The following is a 13464-nucleotide window of genomic DNA, read 5'->3' as shown; positions in this document are numbered from 1 at the left end:
TTGAACATGTCTAATTGCCATTACCACCTTAATCACAGTTGAAATTAAGCACAATAGGGTTTCTAGGTTCAAAATCAATATCTGTTCTATAGTCAATAACATCAAAATTGTGTTCTGGCCAAACAATATTGGTGGGGTTACAGGAATTATAAACGATACAATCATTTATACTATTTCCACCGGTATTTGCCGTAGTGCCAAAAGCACCGAATATTAATGAGTTAGAGGTAGATTTTCCCCTGTTTTGTCCTAAATCGCCACAAATGATTTGTTTGGCTCGTATTCTTGTAAAACTCACATTTTTAGAGCCTTCCACAGAGGAGACCACACCATTACCCATTTCCAAAAAATCTACATCTTCTACAAGTCCGCCGTAACCACCTCGTGCACCTTCGGTATTTTGATCTTCAAATAACACACCAACACCAGTAGGGCTGTTATTGCCAACGATCAATCCTTTTTTGATCTGTTGCCCGCCACTTTTGTAGATACTTATATTGTCTTCTGTCCAAGCCACTTCACGATCATTGATCACGGAGAAATTTTCCAAAAGCCCACCGGCGCATTTATCGTATTGTACTAATTGTCCCCTAGGGAAAGGACCTCTCATATTATGGCCTTCAATATATCTTAAAACCGAATCATCACATTGGTTCAACCGTATGCCCGTTGAACCGTCTTCTAATTTAACATTCGCAATTACAATATTTTGCGAACCTATACCTTCAATACAGTTTCTTTCAGAATCGGCTAATGGACCGCTAGATGGCGCATTGGTATATTTTATATAACAGTTTTTTATGGTCAGGTTATCGGCACTGGTGAACTTTATTCCCATGTAAGCCCCGGTGTATTCAATAATACAATTAGAGACTACCACACCTGTATGGTTGTTGATCTCAATACCATGTTGATTAGATGTTCTAATATAAAGGTTTTCTATGCGTTGGTTATTCGTACTTACTACAATAGGACCGGAATCTATTAGATTAGAAGTACAAATATTTCCTATGATACTCGGTACAACTTTATAAACAGTTGTTGTGCCGTTTTCTGCAGTAACCGTATAGGTAACTTCATGGCTAAAATCTTGTTCAGATTTTGATATAGGGCTAACCGTAGATCCAGATGATAAGGTAATGGTAGGTATTAGTTGGTCTATGTTTAAAACTAATGGATCAAGCTCAACGTAGATAGTTTTTGTTTCTTCATCAAGGGTTGCAGCAATATTGGTGGTTAAGCCATTATTGTCTGTAGTTAAAAAACTAAAAGTGATGATTTTGGGCTCTTCTGATTGTTCATGCGTGGTATTCCCATCTTCTACATGGTCTTTTTCAGAGGCACAAGATTCAAATAGACATGTAAATACTAGGAGGGTTGTAAAAAAGAACAATGTGTTTTTTAATGAAGTAGGTCTTATCATAATTCTTAAGTATTCATTAATGTCTTTATAATTGAAAGCCATTAAAATTTCTATAAGAGCAATTTGGTCTTTTAAAATTGTTATTCAGAATATGATTTGGGGGAAATATAAGCAGAATAAAAATTTGGAATCCCTTATGTGTTAATTCTTAAATGATTAAGAATGCTAAGATAAATTTTATAATGTAAAATGCAGTCCTCAACTTGTATAATAAAAGTTAAAAATTTATTCGGATTACCGACTTACAATAGTTGTTTGAATAATACTACAAGTTTGGTAATTGTTTTTTTTGATAGTGTAAGGGCATATGTTTTAAGCTGCGCTATAACTATAATTTACTACACGTTAACAGAAGTAATCTGTGGTTGCATGCCAAATAAATATATTTGTCTGAACAACCATTAACTCCCGGTACAATTATAATTGTTGTTGAAGATTGATGCGAACATTACGTACATGTTTAGGGTGAATAAAATTATAATTAGGGCTTTTTTAGAAATTTATGATGCTTACTGAAGTTGACTCAAAGGTATTATGCCTTGGTTATCCTATTTACAATTCTTCACTTGATAATTTACCATTAAAATCTAAATTATTGGTAAATACAATCAATCAATACTCTTATTGTATAGCTGAAGAAGACGCTGAATTTAAAAAAGCGTTGTTGGGTAGTGATGTTATTCTGCCCGATGGTATTGGTATTACATTAGCGGCTAAATGGTTAAATGGTACTTCAATTAAAAAAATAGCAGGAGCAGATTTTCATGAGTTTCAATTAAAGCGATTAAATGAAATAAATGGATCGTGTTTTTATTTAGGGGCATCAAATGAAACTTTAGCTAAAATAGAGAAACGACTTAAAAATGAATATCCAAATGTAATATTTGGAAGTTATTCACCACCTTTTAAAGCACAATTTACCGAAGAAGAGAATCTAAGAATGATCGAGGCGGTTAATAGTTTTAACCCTGATGTGCTGTTTGTTGGTATGACTGCTCCCAAACAGGAGAAATGGAGTTATGCACATAAAGATCAACTTAACGTTAAAGTTATCTGCTGTATTGGCGCTGTTTTTGATTTTTACGCTGGTACAGTAGACAGGCCGGGAAAGATTTGGAGAAGTTTTGGTCTGGAATGGTTTGGACGACTGATAAAAGAACCTAAGCGTATGTCTAAACGGTATTTGTTCTATGGAGTGGTCTTTGCAAAACACCTTGTAGATGCTAAGTTCTCTAAAGTATCATGAGGTAGTAAACATATAATATATATAAAGTATATTCATCGCTTGTAGTTGTAAGTTTTTATGTGTCTTTATTACTAGTAGTTCGTTATGTTGGTTTAAATGGAGTAAAATTATTACTGCTACAATTCGTGTTATTTATTTGTGGTGAGTCATAAAACTTAAGAAAAGGCTTTAACAAAAAAAGCTCTCAATTTCTTGAGTGCTTTTTGCGGTCTGGACCTGACTTGAATTATCTTGGAATATCCTGAATTTTCAGATGGAAAGAATTATAAAGTGTCTGAAATTAATATGTCTGTATTTAAGAAATTTAAAAGTTGGCTTATTGATTATAAAAAATATGCATAAAAGAGTACGGTCTTGATTGATCGGACTCTTTTTAGTTTATCACGTACTCAAAAGAACAGAAACAAAAAATGCCCCATATATATGGGGCATTGATATATTTACTCAATTTATTTTAATCCTCTAGTTGCATAGTAAAATAGATTTTATACTCAACGCCATTATCCTCTACCACAACATAACCGTCGCGATCATTCACCGTTAAGGCATAATCTTCATTGGATAAAGCCCCTGTTAATACCGTGGTGGGATAAGTGAAATAATTCTCTACAACAACATTTTCATTTTTACCTGTTACGATTCTTTTTATAGTATAATCCCCAATATCTTCATTGAAAGTCAAAAGAATCTGTTTTGCAGAAGTAGCATTGCTATCGCTATATAGCTTAGACTCAGCAACCTCTAAAGTTGGGTGCTCTGAAGGCAGTTGTGTAATAGTAATGCTATAACCGATGTATTCTAAGGGATAGATCGTATAGTTACTGGAATAAGCCACGTTATAGGTTCCCGTTGGCATGTATTGGCGAGATGAAAGATCAACGATAAGGTTTCCGTTAGCATCTACTTCTTCACTATAAACATAATAGTAATTACCCATACCATCACTTAGCAACACATTACTTCTTTCCCTTAAAAAGTTTGAGTTGGTATAACCAATAACTGGACCATTAAACAAATTTTCCCCCAATATTTTAAAAGTTCCATCTTTGCGCACCGAAGTAGTACTTATAGAATTAACTACCGGTTCCTTGGCAAAAACAACCTCTATTTTGTTTCCTTCGCTATTGACAAAATCAAATACTTCATCCCCATCGGCATTTCGTATGACCAATTTAAAATCGGTACCTTCTGCCGGCAATACATTTGGAAGTTCCGGCATCTCAACCCTAACCCCTGATGTAATGGATGTATTATACTCATCTTTTTTAATCAATTCATAATAGACCCCACCCTTTAAAAGGAAAAATTCATGATCATCCACAGCATCATCCTTTATATATACAAACAAATCAAAAATATGTCCCGGCCATATTGCTTTCTCAACAGGTATTGGATTGCCATCGTTATAAGGGGTTACTACCCTTGTGAAATTCGATTTTCCTTTAAGTAACCTAAATCCGTCAGATTCATCGGTATTTTCACTTGCTATCGAAACTTCAAGTGCAAATCTGTTATTTGTATAGGATTCGGGTAGGGTTGCCGTTATTTCATTGGTTTCTTCATTAATACTCTTTACCTCAAGGTCAAAGGACTCCAAATCACTGAACAACCGTACTTGGATACTATCGCGATAAGGTGTGAGTTCATTCACCTCGAACGTTATATCGCCTCCTAAAGGCACATCAGCAAATTCACTTGAAACAAAACCATCTATTCTCACTTCTTGAAGTAGCCGATTCTTAGCCAAAACAAGAATCTCATTTGTTGAACCATCGGCTCCTGTCACTGTATATTTGACCGGAGAAGAATAATCAGTTATTCCGGCGGGATCAGGCTCCAAAGTAGATCCTTCAGAAACCTCGATCTGTGCTGTTAAATCTGTTATATCGGCAAAGGTGAACGTGTAGTACAATGTATCTATATCTGCCGGATTTTGCCCGTAAAAACCTGTGCTATAACTACCCGAATTCTCAAAAGTTACCAATGTAATTTCATTTTCGGAATCAGATTTGTCCAATACGGCCGTATATTCCTTTTGGGATTCGTCCTCAGCTGTTACCGTATATTTAACCGGACTTGTAAAATCTACCGTTTCTTCCGAAGCTGGATCTATATCCGCCAATTCGGAATAAGTGATTATCGGTGCCAAAGCAGTTAAATCCGTGGTAGAAGGAAAAGTATAAAAGATACTGTCGTTCCTGATTGCCGCCGTATAATCTTCATTGTCAATACTTATTTTAAATGAAAGAATCTCTTTGGCATCACTCAAAACCTCCTCTTCTGGAATTTTAGGCGAATCATCGGATTCATTTTTAGAACATCCTAAAAAAGACAAGATCAATAAAAAAAGTGCAATAGGTTTTTTAAGCATAATTTGATTGTTTGTTAAATTGGTTTAACGACGAAAATATAATTTCATTGCTTTTAAAAACATAATCACGGGTATTCACAACATGTTTTGCTCTCTACGTATTATTTCTTTTTAACACAGGAAGGGGTTAGCTACTTTTTACATGTAATTAAAACGAAAATTTTTTTTATTTTCATGTAGTGCAATCATAAATCAATGACATATGTTATTTGTTTAGTTTTGAGAATATTGGTTTAATAATCTTAGCAAATTAATATACTTACCATCCGGATGCCCGTTTCGATTAGGTCCTACAGAGATTATTGCTTGCCCCGCGGACGGCTAAGTTTTAGAAAATTTCTCTGCTTAACAAACATACTTGCGATAACATAAGGTAGATTTTTTTACAATTTGGAGTTTCTGTTGATGGTCAATAGAATATCTAATCTTGGATAATTGTGAATAGCCTCCGATATAATCGAATATTTAAAATTACCAATTGTATCATCTTGTCTCTAAGGACGGACAGCTTGTAGAAATAAATATGAGTGTAATTTTAGCTAGGAAAAGTGTTACCGTACAAATACCGTACACGCTATAAACACAAAAATCCTAACTAGTTATTAGTAACTAATTAGGATTTGTTTTTGCGGTCTGGACGGGACTCGAACCCGCGACCCCCTGCGTGACAGGCAGGTATTCTAACCAACTGAACTACCAGACCGTGGCGTTTAGCGAGTGCAAATATACACCGCATTTTCAATTGCACAAACATTTTTCTTTATTTTTTTTCAAACTAGAGAAACTTATTTCTCTCTACAAGAAAAGTATTGAGCACTGTAGAGAAATCTCGGTGTATATCTATGTCCACATATTTAATTTTATATTGGGCACATTTCATTTTTATATCATTTAAGTAATTTGTAACCCGTTCATTATAAGCTTCTTTTATGTTGTCTGCATAGAGGTCTAAATGTTCTCCGGTTTCTACATCGACAAATCTCTTGGGGGTGTTTTCAAAATTGAAGAAGATTTCTCGCTGTTTATCCATTGGGTGAAAAAGTACCACATCATGCTTATTATATTTTAAATGACGTAGCGCTTCAAACAATTCTGCATCATTTTTTTCGGTCTGAAACATATCGGTAAACAAAAAAATGAGACTTCTACGCTTAATATTCTCTGCAATCTGATGTAAATAGGTGTACGTTTTGGTCTCCTTAGGCGGATTCTTTGCCATTCCCACACTACTTAATTGGGCTAAAAGCATCTGAAAATGACGTTCGCTGCCTTTTTCTGGGGCGTAATAGTTATAAGCATCGGAGTATATGCTAAGCCCAACAGCATCTCGTTGTCTTTTAAGTACGTTCATCAACGCTGCTATACTCAAGACGCTAAAACCAATTTTATTTAAGTTATCAATACTTAAATTGTCTACCTCAGGATAATACATAGAAGCAGAGTTATCCAAAATCATGTGACATCTTAAATTGGTCTCTTCCTCATATCTCTTGGTGTAGAGTTTGTCTGTTTTGGCAAATAGTTTCCAATCTATATGCTTGGTACTTTCGCCATTGTTATAGATTTTATGTTCCGCAAATTCCGCAGAAAACCCATGGAACGGACTGCGGTGTATTCCACTTATAAAGCCTTCTACAACTTGATTGGCAAGTAGCTCTAAATTGGAGAATAACGACGATTTGTTTAATTCTGATTGTAGATTCACATTACTAAAGATAGTGAAGACGGCTGAACTATATAAATGGAAAGAATTAAAATTACTGCAAATAATAAAAGCCGGCATTTGCCGGCTCTCCTAACTTATTTTATTATAACGTGATACAGTTGCTTACAAAGCTGCGTCAATAGCGTCTGTGTACACTTTCTTAGGTGAAACACCTACTTGTCTACTTACTATCTCGCCGTCTTTAAAAACTAAAACTGTTGGTATATTACGTACACCATATTTTGCAGCAAACTCTTGATTTGCATCTACATCAACCTTACCAACAACAGCTTTGCCGTCATATTCAGTACTAACTTCGTCTATGATAGGACCTACCATACGACAAGGACCGCACCATGCTGCCCAAAAATCTACTACTACAGGTTTATCGCTTTTTAAAACTACCTCGTCAAAAGTAGCATCTGTTATTTCTAATGCCATTTTATTTACTTTTATTGATTATGCAAATTTAGTCAATTATTCTTCTGTTTCCTTACGTGCCAACAATTCGTTTTGCCTATACGGGTATCAAGCTAATTTATCAATTTTTAGGGCTATTTTCTTACATTTTACTGCTAAATAAAAGTTATAATTTGCAGTAATGATGTTTTGTAAAACGCATATTCTTAGCTTAATACTTCATAAATGCATTATTTAGTTGAGCTTAAAATGAACGTCTTGTTGCTCTAAAAGTTGTAATAATTCGCTCGAAATCTGCACTTTTTGTCGTCTACTGTTCAAATTCACCTTAATTTTTTCTTCCATTTCGTAGACAATAAAATTAATGGCATGGTCTCCTTTATGGTTGTCAAAGGTGTCTTTTAAGGTCCTGACTTTTTCTTCTTTTAACTCGGCAATATTAAGTTTAATGGTCAATTTTCTGGCATAGGTTTCCATGACTTCTTGTAATAACATAAAGCTATTGAATTGCATTCTTGGATCTCCTTTCTTTCCCGTATCCTTATTTGTCCATCCATCTCGTACATAGAGTTTTACATACGCGAAGGAATTGATCATTAAGAAATGTCTGAATTTCAGGTATTCCTCACCAAATATTCTAAATTCAAAAGAGTCCGTATAATCTTCCATGGTAAACGCAGCCCAGCCTTTACCGTTTTTAGAAACCCTATGCTGTACATCTGTAATGACTCCTGCAAACGTAAGTTCTCTGTTTACATATGTTGGTAAATCGTTTACGCAGCCCACATTTGCGTTACAAAAAGCTTTGATTTCCGTTTTAAAATCGTCCAAAGGGTGTCCGGATATATAGATACCTACCACTTCTTTTTCTCGACGGAGTTTTTCCATGGTTCCCCATTCTTCGCAAGGTGGTACAACGGGTTCTGGTATTTGTACTTCACTGGCGTCACCAAAAAGGCTTACCTGTGAAGAGTTTTCGTTTTCTTGATACTTGGCACCGTATTTAATGACTTTTTCAAGAAATGTAATACCGTCACCTTCGTCATGAAAATATTGTGCCCTATGTGTAGTACCAAAAGAATCGAAGCCACCTGCAACGGCAAGGTTCTCAAATGCCTTTTTATTGGCTGCACGTAGGTCTATTCGCTTGGCAAAATCGAATACAGATTTATAAGGACCTACATCTTTTCTGTTTTCAACTATGGTTTCAACGGCACCACGACCAACGCCTTTTACTGCTCCCATACCAAAACGAACCGCACCGGCATCGTTTACGGCAAATTTGTAGTAAGATTCGTTTACATCTGGTCCAAGTACATCTAAGCCCATACGCTTACATTCTTCCATGAAAAATGTAACCTGTTTAATATCGTTCATGTTGTTACTCAATACCGCGGCCATATATTCGGCAGGGTAGTGGGCCTTGCAATAGGCAGTTTGGTACGCAATCCAAGCGTAACAGGTAGAGTGCGATTTGTTAAAGGCGTAGGCAGCAAAGGCTTCCCAGTCTTTCCAGATTTTTTCCAATTTATCAACGGCATGCCCTTTTGCTGAAGCTTGTTCAATGAACTTGGGCTTCATTTTATCCAGAACGTGCTTTTGCTTTTTACCCATGGCTTTACGCAAAACATCGGCCTCACCTTTGGTAAAGTCGGCCAGTTTTTGAGAAAGGAGCATCACCTGCTCTTGGTACACGGTAATTCCGTAGGTTTCCGCTAGATACTCTTCGCAAGCATCCAAATCATATACAATTTCTTCTGTACCGTGTTTACGGGCAATGAAGCTAGGTATATATTCCATTGGGCCTGGGCGGTACAGGGCATTCATGGCAATTAAATCCGCAAAAACCGTTGGCTTTAATGAGCGCATGTGTTTTTGCATACCGGGGGATTCGTATTGAAAAACCCCAACTGTTTCCCCTCGTTGAAAGAGCTCGTATGTTTTTACATCGTCAAGCGGAAAATTCTCTGGGTCTAGTTCAATACCATGTTTTGCCTTTACGATTTTAACGGTGTCCTTGATCAAGGTCAGCGTTTTTAATCCCAAGAAATCCATTTTCAACAACCCTGCGCTTTCCACTACCGAGTTGTCAAATTGGGTACAGTACATTTCCGAATCTTTGGCAAGTGCCACGGGTACGAACTTGGTTATATCATCTGGTGTAATGATAACCCCACAGGCATGAATACCGGTGTTACGTACAGAGCCTTCCAATACGTACGCTTGGTTTAAGGTTTCAGATTCTAATCCGTCGCCTTCGGAAATGTTCAAAAGCTCGTTTATCTTCTCGAGTTCTTCACTGTTGAATTTGCTTCGGAGTACCTTTTCATCAATGCCGATAATTTTTTTCAGCTTGGACATGTTCGGGATCAACTTCGCCATACGGTCCGCATCACCTAAAGGTAGATCAAGCGCTCTTGCCGTATCTCGAATAGATGATTTTGCGGCCATGGTACCATAGGTGATAATCTGTGCCACCTGGTTAGATCCATACTTGTCAATTACATAGTCCATAACTCGACTTCGCCCTTCGTCATCAAAGTCAATATCGATATCGGGCATACTTACACGATCCGGATTTAGGAAACGCTCAAAAAGTAAATCGTACTTAATAGGGTCTAAATTCGTAATCCATAAGCAATAGGCAACTGCAGATCCCGCAGCCGATCCACGACCCGGACCAACGGATACATCCATTTGCCTTGCCGCCCTTATGAAATCTTCCACGATCAAGAAATACCCTGGGTAGCCGGTCTTTTCAATTACCTTGAGTTCAAAGTCTAAACGTTCATCAATTTCGGGCGTAATTTCCCCATATCTCTTTTTAGCACCTTCATAGGTAATGTGTCTTAGAAATTTGTTCTCACCACGTTTGTCTCCGTCTAATTTATCTTCTTCGAATTGAAACTCTTCTGGAATATCAAAAGCAGGTAACAGTACGTCACGTGCTAGGGTAAAGGTTTCTACCTTGTCTATAATTTCTTGAATATTGATGATGGCTTCAGGAATATCCTTAAAAAGCTCCTTCATCTCATCAGATGATTTAAAGTAGTATTCTTGGTTGGGTAAACCGTAGCGGTAACCACGACCACGACCTATGGGAGTTGATTGTTTTTCCCCGTCTTTTACACATAAAAGAATATCATGCGCATGGGCATTTTCTTTCTCTGCATAATATGTGTTATTGGTAGCAACGAGCTTGACATTGTGCTTTTTTGCGAACTGTATTAAAACTTGGTTCACACGGTCTTCATCTTCTTGACCATGGCGCATAATTTCTATGTAGAGATCATCGCCAAAGGTTTCTTTCCACCAAAGCAATGCCTCTTCAGCCTGATTTTCACCAACGTTCAGTACTTTACTTGGAACTTCACCATATAAGTTACCGGTAAGTACCATGACGTCTTCCTTGTACTGCTCAACAATTTTCTTATCAATACGTGGTACGTAGTATTTACCGTCTACAAAGGCTATTGAAGACATTTTTGCCAAATTTAGATATCCTTTTTTGCTTTTGGCAAGCATGACTATTTGGTATCCATTGTCTTTTTGAGATTTGTTGGTATGGTCTTCACATACTTGAAATTCACAACCAATTATGGGTGTGATCTCCTGTTCTGGTTCGGGCAACTCATTTAAAGGTTCTTGACCTTCTTCCAGCGTTCCGTTTTGGGTAGCCTCATAGCGCTTTTGGTTGGCTTCATTCCTGGATACTACTCCTTTATTATGATTGAGTACGCCGTTGACGAAATGAAAGGCGCCCATCATATTTGCATGGTCCGTCATAGCTACTGCCGGCATTTTTGCCTTGGCGGCGGCCGCTACTAGATCAGGAACACTAATGGTGGACTGTAGAATAGAGAATTGCGTATGGTTGTGTAAATGCGCAAAACTTGCATTTTCTAATGTCGCAAGGTTTTCCTGTATTTCTTCTTGTGAAACTCCGCCCGTATCTTTTTCCCATAGGGCATCGGCAATTTTTTTCGATGCTTTTTTAAGGTTGATATGCTTAAGACCAATGAGTTGAATTTCTTGCGGATTAGCTTCGGAGAAATTCTTGAAATAATCGGGTTGAACGTCTAATTGTTCTTTGGTATATTGTTGCTTTCGTATAAGTTCTAGAAAACAACGTGTGGTAGCTTCAACATCGGCGGTTGCATTGTGGGCTTCACCAAATGGTTCGCCAAACAAAAATTCATGCAGTTCTGTCAATGTGGGTAATTTGAACTTACCGCCACGTCCACCGGGTATTTGGCATAGTTGTGCAGTGTGCTCTGTACAAGTATCTAAAACGGGTAGTTCTTGTAATGGGTTTTCAACACCTAAACGGTGAAATTCCGCCCCCATGATATTCACATCGAATCCAACATTTTGCCCAACAATGAATTTTGTTTTGGACATAGCAATGTTGAATTTCTCTAAAACCTCTGCAAGAGATACACCTTGCTGCTCCGCAAGTTCTGTAGAAATACCGTGGATCTGTTCAGCATCATAGGGAATGTTGAATCCGTCTGGGCGCACCAAATAATCTTGATGTTCAATACAATTACCCATTTCATCATGCAACTGCCAGGCGATCTGTATACAACGTGGCCAGTTGTCCGTGTCAGTAATAGGGGCATTCCAATTTTTTGGAAGACCGGTGGTTTCGGTATCAAAAATAAGGTACATATCGTGTTTTCTGAGTGTTCAAAAGAGGTCAGAATTTTGACCTAAAAAGTGCCTATAAAATTACGAAAAAGGAGGTGTTGGTGAAAACGTAGTTGCTAAGAGTTATCAACGGGTGATTTTTTAGCTATTTTTATTTGGGCTATTCCTGATTTAAATAATTGAATTTGAGTGTTTTTAGAGCTTGAAAAGAATTTTGGGTTTGTTGATTCAAATAACTTTAAAACATTGTTGCCAATTCAGCATTTTGAATTATATTTGCACCCGCTTTCAGATGAGCTTTGCTTATTGGTGGCGAACGAGTTAAAAAACTAGAATTAATAATCAGGGGTCGGGCACCCTACAAATTAATGTGATATGCCAGTAAAAATTAGATTACAAAGACACGGTAAAAAAGGTAAACCATTCTATTGGGTAGTTGCTGCAGATGCAAGAGCTAAAAGAGATGGTAAATTTTTGGAAAAATTAGGTATCTACAATCCTAATACAAACCCTGCAACTATTGAACTTGATGTTGATAGTTCTGTAAAGTGGTTACAAAACGGTGCACAACCAACGGATACAGCTAAAGCTATTCTTTCTTATAGAGGTGTGCTTTTAAAGCATCATTTATTAGGAGGTGTTCGTAAAGGAGCATTGACCGAAGAGCAAGCTGAAGAAAAATTCAACGCTTGGGTTACTGAAAAAGAAGCTGCAATTGCAGATAAAGTTGGTGGATTGGATAAAGCGAAAGCAGAAGCTAGAGCTGCTGCATTAAAGGCTGAGAAAGAAGTAAACGATAAGCGTGCTGCTGAAGCTGCCGCTGCTGCTTTGCCAGAGACTCCAGAAGGTGAGGACGCTGAAGCAGAAGTAGAAGCTGTTGAAGCTGCTGGTGAGCCAGAACAAGCTACTGAAGCTCCTGCTGAAGACGATAAAGCATAATTTTTAAGAAACGATGCGAAAGGAAGATTGTTTCTACCTAGGTAATATCGTTTCAAAATATAGTTTCAAAGGTGAGGTATTGGTTAAGCTAGATACCGATGATCCTGAGATATACGAAAATATGGAATCAGTATTTGTTTCTTTAGGAAACAATCTGGTTCCATTTTTTATTAAAAGATGCCGACTTCATAAATCTAACTTACTTCGTATAGATTTTGAAGAGGTGAAATCAGAATCAGATGCAGATCGCATCATGAAATCTGGACTTTATTTGCCCCTTACCATGTTGCCAAAACTTACCGGCAACAAATTCTATTATCATGAGATTATCGGTTTTGCTATGATCGACTCCGTTCACGGTGATATTGGTATTATACAAAGTGTTAACGATACAACTGCACAAGCGCTCTTTGAGGTAGAAAAAGATGGCGCGCAGTTATTGATACCCATAAGTGATGATATCATCACTAAGGTAGATCGTGAGAATAAGCGTATTCTTGTAACTACACCAGAAGGTCTAGTAGATCTGTATCTATCTTAAAATCAAACACTACTACATATTGCTGTTTTTGTAAGTATTTCAAGCATTTTTTAGGATAATCATATTTTATGATTTCATTTTTACGAATTTTGATATTATTTAGCTTGTTTGCTTTGTTATTGGTCGAATTTTAACGGTTATAAAATGGTAAAGTTTGTAAGTTCATTAC

Annotated in this window: 8 protein-coding genes and 1 tRNA gene; 3 read left to right on the top strand and 6 right to left on the bottom strand. The window is 37.1% G+C overall.

The window, feature by feature from the left end:
* Window positions 1-28: 28 nt before the first annotated feature.
* A complete protein-coding gene (locus VBZ51_RS03840) occupies window positions 29-1423 on the bottom strand; it encodes a right-handed parallel beta-helix repeat-containing protein (protein WP_416576112.1) in 1395 nt (464 codons plus the stop codon).
* A 502-nt stretch (window positions 1424-1925) separates the two neighbouring features.
* Between VBZ51_RS03840 and VBZ51_RS03835 the strand changes: the two genes are divergently transcribed.
* The gene (locus VBZ51_RS03835) at window positions 1926-2669 is read left to right on the top strand and encodes a WecB/TagA/CpsF family glycosyltransferase (protein WP_416576111.1); all 744 of its coding nucleotides are present in this window, start codon (window positions 1926-1928) and stop codon (window positions 2667-2669) included.
* Between the two features lie 454 nt (window positions 2670-3123).
* Here VBZ51_RS03835 and VBZ51_RS03830 read toward each other — a convergent pair whose 3' ends face one another.
* The 5 genes from VBZ51_RS03830 to dnaE all read right to left on the bottom strand — a co-directional run bounded on the left by VBZ51_RS03830 (window position 3124) and on the right by dnaE (window position 11836).
* Entirely contained in the window at window positions 3124-5040 is a 1917-nt protein-coding gene (locus tag VBZ51_RS03830; protein WP_416576110.1) for a hypothetical protein, read from the bottom strand.
* Between the two features lie 629 nt (window positions 5041-5669).
* A tRNA-Asp gene (locus VBZ51_RS03825) sits at window positions 5670-5743 on the bottom strand.
* A gap of 72 nt (window positions 5744-5815) precedes the next feature.
* Window positions 5816-6745 carry a DUF58 domain-containing protein gene (locus VBZ51_RS03820; RefSeq protein ID WP_215998577.1) on the bottom strand — a complete coding sequence of 310 codons (930 nt, stop codon included), beginning with the start codon at window positions 6743-6745 and terminating at the stop codon, window positions 5816-5818.
* A gap of 123 nt (window positions 6746-6868) precedes the next feature.
* On the bottom strand, window positions 6869-7186 hold the full coding sequence (trxA, locus tag VBZ51_RS03815; RefSeq protein WP_027065108.1) for a thioredoxin: 318 nt from the start codon (window positions 7184-7186) through the stop codon (window positions 6869-6871).
* Window positions 7187-7399: 213 nt separating this feature from the next.
* Window positions 7400-11836, bottom strand: a complete 4437-nt coding sequence (gene dnaE, locus VBZ51_RS03810) for a DNA polymerase III subunit alpha (protein ID WP_416576109.1) — start codon at window positions 11834-11836, stop codon at window positions 7400-7402.
* A 354-nt stretch (window positions 11837-12190) separates the two neighbouring features.
* Here dnaE and VBZ51_RS03805 point away from each other — a divergent pair, with 354 nt between their 5' ends.
* Both VBZ51_RS03805 and rimM read left to right on the top strand, forming a co-directional pair.
* Entirely contained in the window at window positions 12191-12754 is a 564-nt protein-coding gene (locus VBZ51_RS03805) for a 30S ribosomal protein S16 (RefSeq protein WP_091607202.1), read from the top strand.
* A gap of 13 nt (window positions 12755-12767) precedes the next feature.
* Window positions 12768-13295 (top strand): ribosome maturation factor RimM, encoded by a 528-nt coding sequence (gene rimM, locus VBZ51_RS03800; protein WP_058104061.1) that lies wholly within the window; start codon window positions 12768-12770, stop codon window positions 13293-13295.
* Window positions 13296-13464: the final 169 nt, after the last annotated feature.

It is taken from the genome of Maribacter sp. HS (assembly GCF_048059195.1).
Lineage (GTDB): Bacteria > Bacteroidota > Bacteroidia > Flavobacteriales > Flavobacteriaceae > Maribacter > Maribacter dokdonensis.
Note: the sequence above shows the minus strand (reverse complement) of the source record. Positions and strands in the feature narration are given on the sequence as shown.